The sequence below is a fragment of the Oceanobacillus sp. FSL W7-1304 genome (assembly GCF_037969805.1).
Classification (GTDB): domain Bacteria; phylum Bacillota; class Bacilli; order Bacillales; family Amphibacillaceae; genus Oceanobacillus; species Oceanobacillus profundus.
Genome location: NZ_CP150211.1, coordinates 1,731,825 through 1,751,822 on the forward strand (window position 1 = coordinate 1,731,825; position 19,998 = coordinate 1,751,822).

At 38.9% G+C, this 19,998-nt stretch carries 16 protein-coding genes; all 16 read right to left on the reverse strand.

The genetic code is table 11. The features are described from left to right. Positions 1–74 precede the first annotated feature (74 nt). The 16 genes from gatB to purM all read right to left on the reverse strand — a co-directional run bounded on the left by gatB (position 75) and on the right by purM (position 19,874). On the reverse strand, positions 75–1,505 hold the full coding sequence (gene gatB / locus NYE61_RS08770; protein WP_095312655.1) for an Asp-tRNA(Asn)/Glu-tRNA(Gln) amidotransferase subunit GatB: 1,431 nt from the start codon (positions 1,503–1,505) through the stop codon (positions 75–77). After that, on the reverse strand, positions 1,505–2,971 hold the full coding sequence (gene gatA, locus NYE61_RS08775) for an Asp-tRNA(Asn)/Glu-tRNA(Gln) amidotransferase subunit GatA (protein WP_303447750.1): 1,467 nt from the start codon (positions 2,969–2,971) through the stop codon (positions 1,505–1,507). Before gatA ends, gatB begins: the two co-directional genes overlap by 1 nt. 91 nt (positions 2,972–3,062) lie before the next feature. After that, complete coding sequence (gene gatC, locus NYE61_RS08780; RefSeq protein WP_118890130.1) at positions 3,063–3,359, reverse strand: Asp-tRNA(Asn)/Glu-tRNA(Gln) amidotransferase subunit GatC; 297 nt, start codon at positions 3,357–3,359, stop codon at positions 3,063–3,065. Between the two features lie 272 nt (positions 3,360–3,631). Continuing rightward, the gene (locus NYE61_RS08785; RefSeq protein ID WP_158586294.1) at positions 3,632–3,781 is read right to left on the reverse strand and encodes a hypothetical protein; all 150 of its coding nucleotides are present in this window, start codon (positions 3,779–3,781) and stop codon (positions 3,632–3,634) included. A 13-nt stretch (positions 3,782–3,794) separates the two neighbouring features. Beyond that, on the reverse strand, positions 3,795–5,063 hold the full coding sequence (locus NYE61_RS08790; RefSeq protein ID WP_148617413.1) for a helix-turn-helix transcriptional regulator: 1,269 nt from the start codon (positions 5,061–5,063) through the stop codon (positions 3,795–3,797). 491 nt (positions 5,064–5,554) lie between these two features. Beyond that, positions 5,555–6,661, reverse strand: a complete 1,107-nt coding sequence (locus tag NYE61_RS08795; RefSeq protein ID WP_303447751.1) for a CamS family sex pheromone protein — start codon at positions 6,659–6,661, stop codon at positions 5,555–5,557. A 13-nt stretch (positions 6,662–6,674) separates the two neighbouring features. Further along, a complete protein-coding gene (gene ligA, locus NYE61_RS08800; RefSeq protein WP_303447752.1) occupies positions 6,675–8,684 on the reverse strand; it encodes an NAD-dependent DNA ligase LigA in 2,010 nt (669 codons plus the stop codon). A gap of 10 nt (positions 8,685–8,694) precedes the next feature. After that, positions 8,695–10,920, reverse strand: a complete 2,226-nt coding sequence (gene pcrA / locus NYE61_RS08805) for a DNA helicase PcrA (RefSeq protein WP_303447753.1) — start codon at positions 10,918–10,920, stop codon at positions 8,695–8,697. Positions 10,921–10,939: 19 nt separating this feature from the next. Continuing rightward, positions 10,940–11,629, reverse strand: coding sequence for a heptaprenylglyceryl phosphate synthase (locus NYE61_RS08810; protein ID WP_303447754.1), 690 nt, complete (start codon positions 11,627–11,629; stop codon positions 10,940–10,942). Positions 11,630–11,999: 370 nt separating this feature from the next. Continuing rightward, complete coding sequence (locus NYE61_RS08815; RefSeq protein ID WP_118890126.1) at positions 12,000–12,296, reverse strand: YerC/YecD family TrpR-related protein; 297 nt, start codon at positions 12,294–12,296, stop codon at positions 12,000–12,002. 21 nt (positions 12,297–12,317) lie between these two features. Then, entirely contained in the window at positions 12,318–13,370 is a 1,053-nt protein-coding gene (locus NYE61_RS08820) for a DUF3048 domain-containing protein (protein WP_303447755.1), read from the reverse strand. Positions 13,371–13,412: 42 nt separating this feature from the next. Further along, positions 13,413–15,173 (reverse strand): adenine deaminase C-terminal domain-containing protein, encoded by a 1,761-nt coding sequence (locus NYE61_RS08825; RefSeq protein WP_339317319.1) that lies wholly within the window; start codon positions 15,171–15,173, stop codon positions 13,413–13,415. A 252-nt stretch (positions 15,174–15,425) separates the two neighbouring features. Next, positions 15,426–16,670: a phosphoribosylamine--glycine ligase gene (gene purD / locus NYE61_RS08830; protein ID WP_303447757.1), complete on the reverse strand. Its 1,245-nt coding sequence runs from the start codon at positions 16,668–16,670 to the stop codon at positions 15,426–15,428. Positions 16,671–16,748: 78 nt separating this feature from the next. After that, complete coding sequence (gene purH / locus NYE61_RS08835) at positions 16,749–18,281, reverse strand: bifunctional phosphoribosylaminoimidazolecarboxamide formyltransferase/IMP cyclohydrolase (RefSeq protein ID WP_251659584.1); 1,533 nt, start codon at positions 18,279–18,281, stop codon at positions 16,749–16,751. Between the two features lie 10 nt (positions 18,282–18,291). After that, positions 18,292–18,858, reverse strand: a complete 567-nt coding sequence (gene purN / locus NYE61_RS08840; RefSeq protein WP_303447758.1) for a phosphoribosylglycinamide formyltransferase — start codon at positions 18,856–18,858, stop codon at positions 18,292–18,294. Then, positions 18,855–19,874, reverse strand: a complete 1,020-nt coding sequence (gene purM, locus NYE61_RS08845) for a phosphoribosylformylglycinamidine cyclo-ligase (protein ID WP_303447759.1) — start codon at positions 19,872–19,874, stop codon at positions 18,855–18,857. The genes purN and purM overlap by 4 nt, the downstream gene beginning before the upstream one ends. Between the last annotated feature and the right edge of the window lie 124 nt (positions 19,875–19,998).

Genomic DNA, 19,998 nt, shown 5'->3' on the forward strand with positions numbered 1-19,998 from the left:
TTCATATCAATTGAAAAGGATTAAAACATATCGAGACTGCCATTTGCAAGCAAATGACAGCCTTCCATATATATTTAACGTTTGCTGAGTTCTTCAGAAAGAATCTTGTTAACAAGTGGCGGGTTCGCTTGTCCTTTTGTAGCTTTCATAATTTGACCAACAAGGAAACCATGCGCCTTGCCTTTTCCACTTTTAAAGTCAATAATGGATTGCTCATTCTCATCCAGCACATTATTAACAATTTCTTTCAGCTGCTCTGGATCAGAGATTTGTACGAGACCTTTGTCTTTTACGATCTGTTCTGGATCTCCGCCATTTTCTACGAGCTCAGCAAATACTTTCTTCGCAATTTTAGAGGAAATCGTTCCGTCTTCAATCAACTGAATCATTTTAGCCAATGCTTCTGGTGTAATCGCTAATTCTTGGATTTCTTTATAGTGTTTATTCATGTATGCAGAAACTTCACCCATCAGCCAGTTCGATACTTGCTTGATGTCACCGCCATGCGAGACAGCTTCCTCAAAGAAATCGGACACTTGCTTCGAGTTCGTTAATACATTTGCATCGTATTCGGATAAGCCAAGTTCTGAAACATAACGTTTTCTGCGAGCATCTGGCAGTTCAGGAATTTCACTGCGCACACGTTCTTTCCATACATCATCAATGTATAGTGGTACTAAATCTGGTTCTGGGAAATAACGATAGTCATCCGAACCTTCCTTTACACGCATGAGAATTGTTTCTTTTGTTTTCTCATCGTAACGACGTGTTTCCTGAAGAATTTCGCCACCTGAAAGGAGTACTTTCTCTTGACGCTTCTCTTCAAATTCAAGACCTTTTTGTACAAAGGAGAATGAATTCAAGTTCTTAAGCTCTGCTTTCGTACCGAACTTCTCTTGTCCAATTGGACGTAATGAAATATTCGCATCACATCTTAGTGAACCTTCTTGCATTTTCACATCGGAAACGCCTGTATACTGGATAATATTTTTTAGTTTTTCCAAATATGCATATGCTTCCTCTGGAGAGCGCATATCTGGTTCAGATACGATTTCAATCAATGGTGTCCCTTGACGGTTAAAGTCAATATACGAATAACCATCATCACCGTGAGTCAATTTACCAGCATCCTCTTCCATATGAACACGCGTTATGCCGATACGTTTCTTTTTCCCATTTACTTCAATTTCAATCCAGCCATTTTCACCGATTGGCTGATCAAACTGAGATATTTGATATGCTTTCGGGTTATCTGGATAAAAGTAATTTTTACGGTCAAACTTTGTGTGTGTCGCAATTTCACAATTTAATGCCATAGCTGCTTTCATTGCAAAGTTAACGGCTTCTTCATTTAAAACTGGAAGTGTTCCTGGATAGCCAAGATCAATTGGGTTTATATTCGTATTTGGATCAGACCCGAATGCATTAATACTCGGGCTAAATATTTTCGAATTTGTTTTTAATTCAACGTGTACCTCAAGTCCAATTATTGTTTCAAAATTCATTAGTTGGCACCTCCAAGCTGAGGTCGTTTTTTATGATGCTCTGTTGCCTGTTCAAATGCATGTGCTGCACGATATACCGTACTTTCATCAAAGTACTTACCAATAATTTGCAAGCCGATAGGTAGTCCATTTTCAGAGAATCCACACGGAAGGGAGATTCCTGGAACGCCAGCAAGGTTAACTGGAATGGTTAAAATATCATTTGCATACATTGTTAATGGGTCATCAATAAGTTCGCCTACTTTATATGCTGTTGTAGGAGAAGTTGGTCCAACAATAACATCAAAGTCCTCAAAGATTTTGTCAAAATCCTGTTTAATTAAAGTACGTACTTTTTGCGCTTTTTTATAATATGCATCGTAATATCCAGAACTTAATGCAAATGTTCCGAGCATAATTCGTTTTTTCACTTCAGGTCCAAAGCCTTCGCTTCGAGATTTCTTAAATACATCAATCAGATTATCTGCGTTTTCACTGCGCACACCATAGCGTACCCCGTCAAAACGAGCTAAGTTAGCAGATGCTTCAGATGAAGATAATAAGTAATAAGCAGATACAGCATATTTAGAGTGCGGCAAAGAAACCTCTTCCCATGTAGCACCAAGTGATTCATATACTTTCAATGCCTCAAGAATAGACTCTCTAACCTCTGGTGCCACACCTTCAGCTAAGTATTCTTTTGGTACAGCAATCTTCAACCCGCTAATGTCCTTCGTCAATGCTTCGGTATATTTCGGCACGTCAATATTAGCACTTGTCGTATCCATTTCGTCATGTCCTGCAATGACCTCTAATACTCGTGCATTATCTTCAACTGTTCTTGTAATTGGTCCAATTTGATCAAGCGAAGATGCAAATGCAACTAATCCAAAACGAGACACACGTCCGTAAGTAGGTTTCATTCCTACAACTCCACAGAAAGATGCTGGTTGGCGAATCGAACCACCTGTGTCAGAGCCTAGTGAGAACAATACTTCACCTGCTGCAACCGCTGCTGCGGAACCACCACTAGATCCACCTGGAACATAATCTGTATTCCATGGATTTCTTGTTGGTGTATAGCTGGAGTTTTCATTGGTTGAACCCATTGCAAACTCATCCATGTTTAGTTTTCCAATAGAAATTGCTTGTTCGTTCTTTAATTTTTGTACAACTGTTGCATCATATAACGGATCATTGAAGTTATCTAAAAACTGACTTGCACATGTAGTACGAACACCTTTTGTTACGATATTATCCTTAATTCCACCTGGAACCCCAAATAGACTCGCTGTAGCATCTGCTGCTTCATCAAGTTCTTTTGCTTTCGCCCTAGCATTTTCTTCATCCAAGGTTAAAAAGGCATTTACTTGTCCGTCTACTTCTTTAATTCTACGGTAAGATTCATCGACTAGATCCTGAACCGTAATCTCTTTATTATGTAGCTTTGCTTCTAATTCTTTAATTGTATGGTCAAATAATGACATCTAGGGTTTCCCTCCTTGTTTTAGAAAACTAAAGAATTTGCCTGACCTTCTGCGGCAAATGTCTTTGTTTACGGATAGAAAAGTTCGAAACTTAACTATCTCCCAGAATTGATGGTACGCGGAAATGACCGTCTTCGTGATCAGGAGCATTCTTAAATGCTTCTTCTTGCGTAATCCATTCCTTCGGTTCATCTTTACGCATTATATTTTTCAAATCAAGCACATGCGTTGTTGGCTCAATGCCGTCTGTATCCAATTCATTCAATTGTTCAGCATAATCGATAATTGCGCTCAGTTCATCTACAAGCTGCTCTACCTCTTCGTCCGTTACAGCGAGCCTTGCTAAGTGTGCTACATGCTTCACTTGCTCTTTTGAAATATCCGCCATGTGATTACCTCCAAATCAATAATTTATATAGGTGATGCTTTATTTTTTTCTCATTGTACCATTATAACACTATTGATAATAGCAAAGATAGGTCTAGATAGGCAAATTATGTTGTATATGAAAGTTCCTTAGCATATTATGTAGGATATTGGAAAACTACTTATATATATCTACGCAAAAAAAGGCCTGAAACAGGTTCCACTCCGTTTCAGGCAAATCCATCATATAGTAATAGGGTAAAAAATTGAAATAATTAATGTAAAAGTAAAAACTTAGAAAAATACACTTGAACTGCTGACACTAAAGATACTTGGCTCATGTTCACCAGCAATTTCAACATTATCTTGCTGTACTCCCTGGGCAAAAAAGAATCCAGTAGCCAGTACCGCAGCTAATGCAACACCTGAAAACAGCTTTTTCATTTTCTCCCCTCCTTTACAGGCTTATTAAATTATCATAAGTTGAATTAGCAAGCTTATAATATTTTACAGCATCTTTATACTTATATTGTTCTTCAAAGTGTCTAGCCAACATTGTTGAGTAGAATACCAAGTTAGCATGATCACTATGATTCTTTAAAAAAGGTATAAACTTATCCTTAACAAATGATACAAATCTGTCATTCTCACCATTGGTTGCATATTCAAACGTATGAATAATATAGGAGTATAGCTTGGAATAACCTTTATCCTTAGCCAAGTCCAGTATATTCTGGGCTTTGACAATAGCTACTCTCACTTCATTTATTTTATCTATATTATAAAACTCTTTAATAATCGATGTTATTGCGATTAAACGTTGTTCTAAATTTACTTCTTCGTCATTTGCTACTTTCTCATAAAAGCTAATTGCTTCGTTTGTCTCAGCGATTACAGAATATAAGTAACCTAGGTTTAAATTCGTTAATTGAATAATTTGTTTATCTTTATTCAATTCTCCCAAGTGCTTTGCCAAATTATAGTTTTTTATTGCACGGTCATGCATTTTGATTCGTCTGTAAGATATACCTAAAATAATATGGCACTGTGCACATCGTTGGAAATTATATTGTTTCATAAAAATTTCTAAAGACCGATTTGCATAATCAATCGACTCCAATGTATGTCTTAGTTTGCTATGCGTAACGGACATTGTATATTGAAGATCTGCTGTTTCTTCTTCAGTAATATCTATTCTATTTATTTTTTCCTCTGCAAGTTTATACATTTGCAAAGCCTGTTGAAAATCACTTGCAGTTGAATAATAATTCCCTTTGAATTTAAACCAATAAAACTGCTGTAAACTATCGAATGTACTGGCAATCTCACTCAGTTCATTAATCTTTTTCAATGCTTCATCAAAATTTTCCATTATGAGATAGTATCTAATCTTATGAATCTCAAACATTAGCAAGCTATTCGAAAGGTTTTTGTCCAGCATTTCCTGGATTTCTTTATATGTAGTTATAATTTCTTCCTTGTTGTTAACCTCAAACAGCATGCTATACCATCTGTTACATTTTTCTTTAATCTGTTCCTCTTGACTGTTATCATTCTCAATCCCAAGGCGATTGCATAATAATTGAATAATATCGGGACTAGCCTGGGTTTTCTGATTCTCAATTTTTGATAAATAGGAGACAGATACGATTCCTTCAGAAAGTTCGTTTAAGGTCATTTCCTGTTTTGTACGCTGTAATTTTATAAATGATCCTATCTCTATCAAAATACCCACCCTCATATTCAGAAATATTTCTATTTACTAGTATTATATCATATTTAACGGAAATGCATATTGGGAAAATCATAGGTCAAAAGCACGTATAACAGCACTTTAGTTTTCTTGATTTTCCTGAGAGAGGAAAATTTACGCGGTTTATTCTTTTTCTGACCTTGAATCCTAAATGCTCATCATATGAAGTGGATGTAGGGCTGCAATAAAAAAACAAACTAAATGAGGTACAGTAACCCTAACTTTTCGGGGTAAAAATTTAACAAGATTTTTCTCACCTAAAAAATAATTATACCATTATTTTATTCGAATAAATATGAATAATTAGTCTTGTATTACGACTAAAGTTTTAAATAATCCATTCGTTTAGAAAACCAGGCATTAAATCCAATAAAAAAGCTCGTTTAAATACAAGTATTTAAACGAGCTTTTCATATTTTATAACATATAACGTATCACTCTTATTTGTACATTTACATGCTTATTTAATGAAAAATATGAACTGTTGGCGACTCATCACCAGCATTTCGATAAATCAAACTTTCTGCTTGATTACTGGATGTAATGTTTATTTCAAGGTCATAATAGTTTGAGAACATGTCTTGAACAAGTCCATATGCATATTGTGTGAAACCTATTACCTCTGCTTTTCCATAAAACTCTATCGGAACCTCAATCGTTAATTTTTGCAATTCACCATCAACATAAAATCCTTCTCCAATTAAACCAACATAGTTAGGGAAAAACTCAGCGATTTCATTGCCAAAACTAGTTACAATCTCATGGTCATCGTAATACTTTTCTCTTCCTTCAGCTGAAGGGAATAAAATATTTTCTTCATCCACGTCTTCCCAATCACCTATCGAATTGCTTCCACTTGATACATTTGCTTTAGCGACAAAGCTCCCTGGCACAGGTGATGCTTGTTCTGCTTCTCGATACAATGCAACCATAATTGGAATCTCACCTAGCCCCTCCTCTTGGCGAATCTCCTCCACAACAGCTTCAGCAATTCGATTACCTTGCTCGAGCATATCTTCCTCTGAAATATTTTCATAATAATATGGTCCACCGATTTCGGTTTGGAAGCGATAAACGGATTTAAGCGCAATTCCGATAGACATTCCTGCGATTTGAACGGTGCCATCATCATTTTGTTTCAAATAATTTTGCTCCAATATATGCGATAGATAGCGCGGATTGTCGCGATACGTATCCTCATCTGATCCTGTTTCCACCTGTGGATTCAAACCATCGATCCATTCATAGATTCGTCCTGATGTTAAATATTGTCCTTCTTGAAAATAGAAATCATTTGGGTCGAAAACGTCCTTTGATAACCGCTGCAGGCCTTGCTCCATCTCATCAATGTCTACTCGGTTTGCCAATTGATTGACAATAACACCTCTCGCCTGACTCGTTTTGTAAGGAAGAATCATTTTATAATTTTCATCCGATAATTGATAGCTAGGGACAATAGAAGTTTCTTGTTCAGTATCATCATTTTGCAGCACTTCTTCTTCGGTTGGTGTTTGTACACAGCCCGTTATAATTAGGAGTGTACATAACAAAACAGCACTTATTTTTTTCAAAGTTTAACACTCCTTATTCTTCCACAACTGCTTTTAGCTGCTGTTCATTCCATATTTCAACACCGAGTTTCACGGCTTTTTCATATTTCGAGCCAGCATCCTCCCCAGCTATGAGAATGTCTGTCTTTTTACTTACACTTCCAGTAACTGTCCCACCGAGCGATTCAATGAAGGCTTTTGCTTCATTTCGAGAAAACTCTTCCATCTTCCCTGTTAATACAATTGTCTTACCGGCAAAAACAGTGTCACCCTCGTCCTGTTGTGCTGACTTTTTTGGACCCTTATATTCCATATTAATCTGTAATCCGCGTAGGTCATCTAAGAGTTCAACCACTTTTTCCTCGGTAAAATATTGCGCAATGGAATCAGCCATCTTATCGCCAATTTCATCAATAGCTACAAGATCTTCAAATGTAGCCTGCTGTAGATTATCCATTGTTTCAAATTCCATCGCAAGCGTTTTAGCTGCCTTTTCTCCTATGAAACGAATGCCCAGGCCAAATAACAGTCTCTCCAATGAATTCTCTTTCGATGCTTCGATCGCTTCCAGCAAATTAGATACAGATTTTTCACCCATTCGCTCCAGGTTGAGTAATTCTTCTCGTTCCAATCGATATAAATCTGCCATTGTGTGAATGAGCTCGTTTTGGAAAAGCTGTATAATTACTTTTTCTCCAAGCCCGTCAATATTCATTGCATTTCTAGATACAAAGTGAATGAGTCCTTCCATGAGCTGTGCTGGGCAATTCGGGTTAATACAGCGAAGCGCCACTTCTTCCTCCAATCGAACAACTTCACTGCCACAAGCAGGACACTCTGTTGGCATATGGAATTCTTGCTCTTCCCCGTTCCGCTTTTCTTCCACGACACGGACGACTTTTGGAATGATATCGCCTGCCTTTTTAATAACGACTGTATCACCAATTCGGATATCTTGCTCACGAATTAAATCTTCATTATGCAGTGAAGCACGTTGTACTGTAGATCCAGCAACCTTTACAGGATCGAGAATTGCAGTTGGTGTAATCACACCAGTTCTGCCGATACTTAGCTCTATATCTCGAAGCTTTGTGATGGCTTCTTCCGCTGGAAACTTATAAGCGATTGCCCAGCGAGGGCTTTTTGCAGTATAACCGAGCTCATCTTGCTGATTTAAATCATCGACTTTTATCACAATCCCGTCAATCTCATAGGATAAATTCGGACGTTCTTTCGCCCAATAGTTAACAAATTCGATGACTTCATCAATTGTTTCACATTTTTTCCATTCTGGATTTGTCTTAAATCCAAGCTCTTTCAATTTCTCAAGTCGTTCACTGTGTGACGTAATGGAGCTATCATTCCACTCACCAACACCATATAAATAGATGTCAAGATTACGCTGGGCAGCTATTTTAGGGTCAAGCTGCCTTAAAGACCCAGCCGCAGCATTCCGCGGGTTAGCAAATGGCTCTTCTTCATTTTTCTCTCGCTTTTCATTCAATGCAAGGAATGACTTATGCGGCATAAAAGCTTCTCCGCGAACTTCTAGTGTTGCTTCATCTTTAATGGAGAGCGGGATACTGCGAATCGTTCTTAAATTTGCAGTAATGTCCTCGCCCGTTGTTCCATCACCACGAGTTGCACCACGAACAAACTTACCATTTTCATAGGTTAGAGAAATAGCAAGTCCATCAATTTTAAGCTCACATACAAACGTAAGGGGTTCGTCCGTTCCATTACTTGCTCTCCTAGCAAAATCTCTAAGATCCTGCTCATTAAATGCATTACCAAGGCTTAGCATTGGCACATTGTGCTGCACTTTTTTAAATGCGTCCAATGGTTCTCCACCAATACGCTGTGTTGGAGAGTTCTCAGAAAGGAACTCTGGGAATTGCTTTTCGAGTTCCTGCAATTCTCTTAGCTTTTCATCATACTCTGCATCCGGTACGCTTGGCTTATCGAGCACATAATATTCATAACCATATTGATTCAGTAATTCGATCAGTGCTTGTATTTGATCCTGCGCTTTTTGTTTATCCATTAGCTGACTCCTATTCTTTCGTGATTGGTGCGAATTTTGCAAGCAATCGTTTGATACCTACGGGTGCTGGGAAGGCAACATCCAATTCCATTTTGTCTCCATCTCCCTGAACTTTCACAACTGTGCCAATGCCCCATTTTTTATGATTCGCTTTATCTCCTGGGAACCAATCCTTATCTTCTGCTCCAGTTGTTGTTTGCATCCGCTCTGCTTTTCGTTTCACAGGTGCTGGGCTTTGGACATCCTTAGGTTTACTGAATATGCTGCCAAACATCGTGTTTCTAGTTTCTTCCATTCCCTCAATCAATTCTCTCGGGATTTCATTGATAAATCGACTGATGGGGTTCATATTCGTTCTGCCATATAGAGTGCGCATTTTTGCATGTGTTAAATAAAGCTCTTTTTCTGCTCGGGTTATTCCTACATACGCGAGGCGTCGTTCCTCTTGCATTTCCTCTTCATCCATTAATGAACGACTATGTGGAAAAACATTCTCCTCCATACCGATTAAAAAGACGACCGGGAATTCCAGCCCTTTTGCAGCATGGAGCGTCATTAATGTAATTTTTTCCTCATTGTCCGGATCTTCTTCATCCACACGATCAATATCTGCGATTAAGGCTAGATCCGTTAGAAATGAAATTAGTGTTTTATCTTCACTTGTCTCTTCAAAATCCTTTGTCACCGTCATAAACTCTTCTAAGTTCTCTAAACGACTTTGTGCTTCGATTGATTTCTCATTTAAAAGCATTTCTTCATAGCCAGTTCGTTCTAAAACTGCTTGAACCATATCTGTTGCAGTCAGGAAATCCTGTTGTTGATTTAACGATTTGATTAAATTACCAAAGGCTGCAAGTGCATTTGCTGCTTTGCCTGAAACACCTGTAAAGTCTACTTCCTTCACTGCCTCATAGAAGGAAATGCCGTGCTCTGCTGCATATGCACGAAGTCGTTCAACAGATGTTTTCCCAATTCCTCTTTTGGGCTCATTCACCACACGTTCAAAGCTTAAGTCATCATCCGGGTTGGTAATTAATCGTAAATAGGCCACCATATCTTTAATTTCTTTCCTGTCGTAGAATCGCATACCTCCAACCATTTGATAAGAAATACCAGACTTTAATAGTGTGTCCTCAATTGCACGGGATTGCGCATTGGTTCGGTATAAAACCGCAACTTCACTTGGTAAATACTCTTTATTCCGAGTTAGCTCCTGAATCTTATCTGTTATATAAAGAGCTTCTTCCTGTTCTGTTGCACCTTGGAAATAGCTTATTTTCTGACCTTCATCATTTTCTGTCCATAAATTCTTCGGTTTACGTCCAGCATTATTTCCAATGACTTTATTCGCAGCTGCAAGAATTGATTTTGTCGAACGATAATTTTGTTCTAAAAACACTGTCTTCGCACTTGGATAATCATTTTCAAAAGAAAGGATATTCTTAATATCTGCTCCTCGCCAGCGATAAATCGACTGGTCTGAATCCCCAACAACACAAAGGTTTTGATAACGACTTGCCAGCTGTTTTACTAAATAGTATTGTGCATGGTTGGTATCCTGATACTCATCCACATGAATATATTGAAAACGACGTTGATAGTATTCTAACACTTCAGGGATACGTTGAAATAGATGAATTGTCTGCATAATTAAGTCATCAAAATCAAGAGATTGATTTTTTCGAAGCATTTTCTGGTAGCCTTCATAGACCTGTGCTACTTGTCTATCGTAAAAATTACCCGCATGTTTACTAAATTCTTCATCGGTAATTAATTCGTTTTTTGCTGTACTTATTTGTCCCAACATAGCACGGGGGTCAAACTTTTTCGGATCCATATTTAAATTCTTTAACACCTGTTTAATCACCGATAACTGGTCACTGCTATCCAGGATTGTAAAGCTGCTGCTATATCCAATCCGATCAATATCACGACGTAAAATTCGCACGCACATCGAGTGGAAAGTTGAAACCCACATTTGCTCCCCTTGAGCTCCTACAAGTCTGCTCACACGATCCTTCATCTCTCTTGCAGCCTTATTCGTAAACGTAATTGCCAGAATATTTCGCGGTGAAACCTCTTTCTCATCCATTAAGTAAGCGATTCGGTGTGTGAGTACTCTCGTTTTTCCACTTCCCGCTCCTGCCATAATTAATAATGGTCCTTCTGTATGTCTAACAGCTTCCTGCTGCTCTTTATTTAATCTATTTATCATTTCGTCAAATGCCTGACTCATGATTACATCACTCCTTGAATCATTTATCTTTTACCGCTTCTACTGTCTTGAGTGCTTTTTTGATGTCGGTATAGATACTATTCCCAACTATAATTACATCTGCATACTCTTTCATTTCCTTCGCTTGCTTGGGATTTTCGATTCCCCCACCGTAAAAAAGCAGTGTTTTATCAAGCTCGTTCTTTACTTCTTTCACAAGTTCAGGATCTCCATATGTACCACTATACTCTACATAAAAGATGGGCAAGTGAAAGACATGCTCTGCCATATATGCATATGCCTTCACATCATCTTTATCTGGTAAATAGCTATTCGTATGCGTAAATGCTTTCGCGTCCTCATTTAATATACAGTATCCTTCGAAAAATATCTCGCTGTACTCCATCATATCAATATACTCTTTAATCGCTTTATGCTGGATATCCATCATAAACTTTTTCTCCTTGGAATTGAGCACCATTGGAATAAAGTAGTAATCAAATCCGGGAGTAAGTGCTTCTTCATTCGATATCTCCAAAACACATGGAACCGTATGGCTGCGGCGAATCCGTGATAATAAATCAAGTACACCGTCCAATGTTACATCATCCGTTCCGCCAACGATTATTGCATCCGTACCTGATTCACAAATTAGATCTAAATCCTCATCCGAAATCTCTTTTGCTGGATCAAGCTTAAATATATGTTTCCATTCATTAATTGTCTTCAAAGGTTGATTCCTCCATCATCATTTTACATTAGTCTATTATACCAAAAATCAAGGTTGGAATTTAGCAATTTGAGGAATGTTTATGAAATCGAAATAAAGTAATAGGATAGATAACTGTGGAACAAAAGCGCAAGCGCCCGGTTAGCGACGTACGGACTGGACTGAGCCGTAGGAGATAAAGGAAACACGGCGACCGCAGGGAGCCGATGTTGACTTATCGTACGGAGGTGAAGGAAGTCTCGCTAGTCGCTGGGCGCTGGAGCTGGACGTAGCCGTTTAGGTAACTAAGTTATCCACAGCATTCAAATTTTATAGTTCCCTATGCAGGAACAAAAGAATAGAAACCGTAGCCCAAGCTGGGACACGGTTTCTATTCTTTTTCCTTAATTCTATCTAAAACCATCATATAACCATCGCTGCCGTAATTGAGACATCTTCGTACACGGGATATCGTTGCTGTTGATGCTTTTGTTTCATTTTCAATTGCACTATATGTCTTTCCTTCTGTCAGCATCTTAGCAACCTGCAAGCGCTGTGAAATAGACTGTATTTCAGACATTGTTGCAATATCATCAAAAAAGCGATAGCACTCTTCTATATTTTCCAGTGATAGGATTGCTTCGAATAATTGATCTAACTGTTTTCCACGTAGTTTATCGATTTGCAAGACAAAACCCTCCTGACTATTCTACTCATTTGATATTGTGACAGACTGCTTGATTCCAGGATCTGTTGGTACAACATTGACCCATGTCTTTCCAGGGACAAGACCAATCGGCTGGCCATCTTTTACAGGAATGATTCTTCCATCTTTGTTTTCCCATTGAATCTCCTGTACTTGGCCTTTTTGAATCAGGTATCCATCTCCGCCTGTTTTCAAGTCAATCGCCCTGCGTCCTGAATCATCGATTACTTCATGGAAGGCTTCTACTATAAAAACATTATCCACTTGGATTGCAGTTTCTGTATTTAAATCAACTGATGGCTCTCCATTACTGGAGCGTGCATACTTTCCACTAGCTTCATCATATGTGTATTCAACGCTTTCTAATGTATTATCGCCATACTCAACCTTAACTTGTGCAGCTTTTTCGCCACCAAGCGTTTCGATTTTCTCTTCCGTTAGAAAGTTCAGCGACTCTTGCGTACTTGTTGTTTCATATCCTTTCGTTGATGCTACATCATAAACAGCACCCAGCTGTAGATATGAATTATGTGGTGCTTTTCGGAAGGATTCTCTTTTAAATAGAATCCCATCATTATCATAGGTAGAACCATTTAAGAAATTAATGCCCCGATTCACAATCATATCATTTACAAAATCTGCTGCACCATGATACACATAAATTGCGTCATATCCCTCAGCAAGCTCGAAATAATATTCTCTCGCACTTCTAACTGGTCCGACGACTTCTGGCAATTCACTTTGATATAAAGCAAGAAATCGAGTAATTGTTCCTTCAGCTAAAATTTCAAAAACGATATCTGCTTCTGATAACCCAGATTGTGGTCTTGCTGCAGCATGATTATTTATCATGACACCAATCGTTCGATTGTCTACAGACTCGTCAGTTTCGATTCCTGATAATGGAAATGTAGCTGCATAACGATCATTCCCCTCTGGTTGCTGTTCGGGAACATTGTCCTTCTTTTTATTATCATCTGACGCTTGATTATCCGACGAACAAGCTGCAAGTGCTAGAACAAAGACCGTTAGTGTTAACAAAAGTAATTTTTTCATTTATGTCCACACTCTCTAATTTAGTCTATGTTCTATTATATGCTATCGCATCGTTGCTGGGAAGAGAATTGTCCGATTCTTTATGTCCACCAGCCCTTGTTGCGTAATGCGCAAGAACGGTAAATGGGTTGATGATAGAAATAGAAGACTATAAAATGGATCACTAAAAGCATAACCAGCCTTTTTTAAGCATCCCTTTAATTTTTCTTCTTCTTCGATAAGGTTTTGAATTGATTTTTTTGATATAAATCCATCAAGCTCAAGAGGTATCTCCGCTAATATTTCTCCATCATGTACAAGGACAATACCACCGCCAATTTCTTTCAAGCGTTGCCATGAAAGTAGAATATCCTTTTTGTTTTTCCCGATAAACACAATATCACCAGAAGCAGAAAAACTGCTTGCTATACCACCTAAGCCTGGTGCAAAGCCACGAATTGTCGTATTGACTCGCCATGTACCTTTTCGATCCATTAATAGTAGAAATTGATCACCATTAGCTTCTGATAAATCTTCGACATTAATATCTACCTCAATACTGTACGGCTTTACGATTACATTGTTAACCATTTCTAATCCAATCGGAACGGAAAATTGCAAATCCCCTTCATCTAAATCCCAGTCAAAGGCTGCTGGCTCGATTCCATACTTTTCCCAATTAATCTTCGACTCGGAAACTTGCACTTGTTGCTCACGCATTATCCATTGTCCTTTTGCCAAAACACTCTCCGGATGCGGGTTGGCTTTGTCTGTTAATATATTAATGTGAGCGACGCGCCCTGGTGCGATACTACCAATCTGTTCATCAAGATGGAAGTGTTTTGCTGCATTATAGCTTGCCATACGATATGCTTCTTCCAGCGGAATCCCTTTGTCTAACGCAATTTCAAGACAAACATTAATGATTCCTTTTTGCATAAATGCCGGTGTTGGTCCATCCATCGTGAACATCAAATTATCAAAATGCTTGAGACCCGATTCAAGAATTTCTTCTATAAGAATCGGTAAATCTGGACGTATAACAGAATAACGCAATGCAGCACTATATCCGAGTCGCAAGCGGCGAATGACTTCTTCACCTGTCATCGCCTCATGGTCTGCACTCACACCTAGCAGCTTCATTTTTGTTAATGTTTTCTCCGATGCTCCTGGCAAATGCCCTTCCACTGGTTTCCCAAGCCGCTTTGCTTCCTGAATCCAATAGAGCAGCCGGTCATTTCCAGCAAGAAGACTAGGCCATGCTGTTAATTCGCCACCCTGCACGACATTTGGATGTGATAACCATGATAGAACATCTGGAGTGTTGTAAAATTCTTCTTCATCGTTTAAGGCTGTTTGTGAATCAAATCGCGCCCACCAATACATCGAAGTCGGTAATTTATTGAACTCCTCTATTATAGAAAACGCTTTCTTTTTGTCTAATGTCAAATTCCACGTTAAGCTGTCATTAACCAATGTTGTTGTACCGAATCTCGCAGCATGAAATGCTAATGCTTCCGGGTTCGCTAATTGAAATGGGTGTGCATGGGGTTCAATATATCCTGGAACCAAGTATTTCCCAGTACAATCAACTACCTCTACACCATCAAGCTGCTTTGGTAATTGTTCACCAACATAAATAATGCGGTCATTAAAAATCCATATATTAGCTTCTAACCATTGTTTTGTATATACATTTAAATACGTGCTGTTTTTCAGTACAAGTGTTGGTGCTACTAAGCCATCAATCACTTTTACATGCTGTCTTAGTTCACGGTTACGCCAATTCAATCCATTGATCATTTCATATCCCAACTCTCTCATCAACCATTTGCTTTATTTTACCATATTTTCACTTTAAAAGGGTTAATTAATTATAAATTTAAATTAACTTAATAAAATTGAAAATTAAGTCTAATCATCTGCAAACATAACTGATTCCGTCGAATGGACGTAGTTCTAGTAGGGTGTGGATTATTCAAGAATCTGAAGAACTGCGAGAGTAGATTTATCTGCAAAATTGACGGTCAGAAAAAAACCTCTCCCTTGTTAGAATAAAACCTGGGAGAGGGTTAACTATTTACCTATATCATTTCTAAAGAAAAATGCTGAGTGCTCCACGTGCGGATGAAGCAACTGGTAGACATCCTCCGTTGCCGCTTTTAGAGAGGTAGATTTAGCACCCACCAAGAGGACACGGCCACCATCCGAAACGATTGTGTCACCTTTCAGCTTAGTTCCTGCATGAACAACAAACGTATTGTCCGTGACATCAAATGATGGAATTGGCGCTTCTTTTTCATATGTACCTGGATAGCCTTTAGATGCTACAACAACACCTGTGCATGCGGCATCCTCCCAGTCTAGTTCTGGATTTTTTCCATCCAAGACATCGTTGAAAACTTGAACAAGGTCATTCTTTAACAATGGCAAAACAACCTGTGTTTCTGGATCTCCGAAGCGTGTATTGAACTCAATCACCTTTGGACCCTTTACAGTCATGATTAATCCAGCATATAAAATACCTGTGAAGTTTCTGCCTTCCTCCATCATTCCGTCAGCTGTTTTTTGCAAGATATGCTCGATTGAAAAATCTAAATGCTCTTTTGTAACATCTGGCACAGGTGCAAATGCTCCCATTCCACCCGTATTCGGCCCTTCATCATGGTCATATGCACGTTTATGGTCACGCGCTGTTACCATTGGATAGACTTGATTTTCATGAACAAATGCCATAAGTGAGAATTCTTTTCCATCTAAAAATTCCTCGATAACCACAGTAGATCCAGCATTCGAAAAAGCTTTAGATATAAGCATATCGTCTACTGCATTTAGGGCTTCTTCTTTTGTTAAAGCAACGATAACTCCTTTTCCCGCTGCCAGTCCATCTGCTTTGATAACGATTGGCGCACCTTTTTCCTCAATATACGCTTTTGCTTCACGAGCTTCTGTAAATACAGCATAATCTGCTGTTGGGATATCATATTTTCTCATAAATTCTTTTGCAAAGCTTTTGCTTCCTTCAAGCAGTGCAGCTTCTTTTGTTGGGGCAAATATTCGCAATCCTTCTTCCTGGAAACGGTTGGCAATTCCTTCATTTAATGGATTTTCTGGACCAACAATGGTTAAATCAACTGCTTCTTCCTTTGCAAAGGACAAAAGCCCTTCAATATCCATTTCATCAATCGCAATACAAGTTGCCCGCTCCCGAATTCCACCATTACCTGGCGCTGTATAAAGGGTTGTGATTGCTTTACTTTCAGCAAGCTTCATAACGATACTATGTTCACGACCACCACGTCCGACTACTAACACTTTCAATTGGAACCCTCCTTAAATCGAGTAGAGAAGTCACCAGAACCGTTGGAACAGCCTTCCTTGATCTGATGACTTTAGTGTTTAATGTTTAAAGTGACGCATCCCTGTATAGACCATTGTGATGCCATGTTCATCACAAACATCAATGGAATCCTGGTCACGTTTTGAACCGCCTGGCTGGATGATTGCTGTAATTCCAGCTTTTACTGCCGCTTGGACTGTATCAGGCATTGGGAAAAATGCATCAGATGCCATCACAGATCCTTCCGCTTTAGTACCAGCTTGTTCGATCGCAATGTTTGCTGCACCAATCCGATTCATCTGCCCTGCACCAACACCAATTGTCTGGTTATCCTTAGCAAGTAAGATTGCATTAGATTTCACATGCTTTACAGCTTTCCATGCAAATAATAGGTTATCCAGTTCTTCTTCTGAGGGCTGACGTTTCGTTACAACCTTTAAATCATCGATAGAGATGTTTCCGTTATCGCTATTTTGAATCAAGACACCACCACTAACTGTTGTTAGTTTTTTCATTGCAGTTGACTCGTTTGTTAGTTCTAATTCTAGCAAGCGGATATTTTTCTTCCTTGTCAAAATTTCCATTGCATCTGCATTAAACCCAGGTGCAATAACAATTTCAAGGAATATTTCACTGAGCTTCACTGCGGTAGCATAGTCGATTTCCCGATTACAAGCAACAATACCACCAAAAATAGAAATCGGATCTGCATCATAAGCACGGCTGAATGCTCCTTCGATTGTTTCAGCAACACCAATTCCACAAGGATTCATATGCTTCACTGCCACTGCCGCTGGTTCATTATATTCCGCTAATATTTCAAGTGCAGCATTAGCGTCTTGGATATTATTGTAGGATAATTCCTTGCCATGTAACTGTTTAGCTGTCGCAAGGCTCGTGCTTTTATTTATTGGGTTTCGGTAAAAAGCTGCCTGCTGATGCGGGTTTTCTCCGTAACGTAAATCTTGGACTTTTTCATATGTAATGGTATAGGTTTCTGGAAATTCTTCATTTGTTTCTGTCATAAAATAGTTTGCAATCATAGCGTCATAGTTCGCTGTATGACGGAATACCTTTGCAGCTAATTGTTTACGAATTTCTGCATCTAGCTGGTCAGACTGGAGTGCTTGCAGTACTTTATCATAATCAGCAGGATCAACAACTACTGCAACGTCTTCAAAGTTCTTTGCAGCAGAACGAAGCATGGTTGGTCCACCTATATCGATATTTTCGATAATTTCCTCATTGGAAACACCTTGTTTTTCTATGGTTTGTTTAAATGGATATAAATTAACAACAACCATGTCAATTGGTGAAATATTGTTTTCTTCCATTTGCTTCATGTGATCTGGATTGGAACGTTTTGCTAGTAAGCCACCATGAACGAGTGGGTGCAATGTTTTCACACGACCATCCATAATTTCCGGGAAACCTGTTACATCATCAACTGGCTTCGCCTCAATCCCAGCATTTACAAGGGTGCTTAGTGTACCACCTGTTGAAATAATTTCATATCCCGCTTCAATAAGGCCCTTTGCAAATGCTGTAAGATTACTTTTATCTGAAACACTGATTAGCGCTCTCTTGCTCATTACGAATACCTCACTTTGTTTGTAAAAGTTGATTAATTACTTTTGGATATAATTGATGCTCCACGTTTTGGATTCGTTTCTTTAATGTTTCCTCTGTATCATCTTGAAGAATCGCTACCTTTTCTTGTGCAATGATTGGACCCGTATCGATTCCTTCATCAATAAAATGAACCGTAACTCCAGTTGTTTTCACTCCAGCACGAAATGCCTGCCCTATGGCATCAATCCCAGGAAACGATGGTAATAACGATGGGTGAATATTTACGATCCTACCTTCATAGTGATCTAGTAATGTTGCTCCTGCAATCCGCATGTAGCCCGCAAGAAAAACCCAAGAGATCTCGGATTCTTCCAATCTGTCAATGATAGCTTTTTCATAGGCTGCCTTGTCAGGAAATTGTTTTGCATCAAATACGAATGTAGGAAGACCATATTTTTCTGCCTTGACGATGACACCCGCATTAGCTTTGTCACAAACGAGCAATGCAATATCACATGCGAGCTGCTCTGTTTCCATGATTGCCTCGAAGTTACTTCCTGTACCAGAGGCAAAAATTGCTGCTTTTATCTTGCTCATGATTGAAATTGCACTCCCTCAGTAGTGGTTACACTTCCAATAACAGTGGCTTCCTCACCAGCTTCTTTTAAAATCGTAAGTGTGCGGTTAACATTTGCTTCATCAACGATAAGTGCCATACCAATCCCCATGTTAAAGACACCATACATTTCTTTTTCTGGGATGCTTCCTTTTTCTTGTAAGAAGGTGAAAATCTCCGGTACGTTCCAGCTTTTCTTATCTAGTTCCACACCCAGCCCTTTTGGCATCATTCGTGGGAAGTTTTCATAGAATCCACCACCAGTAATATGTGAAATACCCTTTACCGTCACTTCCTTTAATACTGCGGCTACAGGTTTCGCATAAATCTTCGTAGGTGTCATTACCGTTTCTCCAAGACTTACTGACAGCCCGTGGTATGTTGAGTTTAAATCAAGCTGCTCAATGATTTTCCGTACAAGTGAGTAGCCATTGGAGTGAATACCATTGGAGGCTAAGCCAATAACAATATCCCCAGCTTTAATTGCCTCACCTGTAATCAATTTTGTTTTTTCGGCGATTCCTACAACAAAGCCTGCGAGGTCATACTCATTTTCTTCGTACATCCCAGGCATTTCTGCTGTTTCTCCGCCAACTAATGCAGCTCCTGCAGTAACACAACCATTAGAGATTCCGGCAACAATTTGTTCAATCATTGCAGGGTCATTTTTTCCACAAGCAATATAATCCAGGAAAAACAAAGGTTGTGCACCTTGCGCAACAATATCATTGGCACACATCGCAACAAGGTCAATTCCAACTGAATCGTGCTTATTTAATTCGAAGGCAAGTTTCAATTTTGTACCAACACCATCGGTACCTGATACCATCACTGGTTCTTTATAAGTAAAACTGGAAAGGTCGAATAGTCCTGCAAATGAGCCGATCCCCCCCATTACTTCTGGGCGTGTCGTTTTTGCAATATGCTTTTTCATTCTTTCCACAGCTTCATAGCCTTTTTCCACGTCTACTCCAGCTTGTTTATATACTTCTGACATGAATGAATATCTCCTTTAATGTTGGATTAGATTTTGGCAATTTTGACCAGCCACGTATATGTGTTTTCAAACACAGTCACCACATTTAAATCGGAATGCTCAATCATTAGCAACGATCAATTTT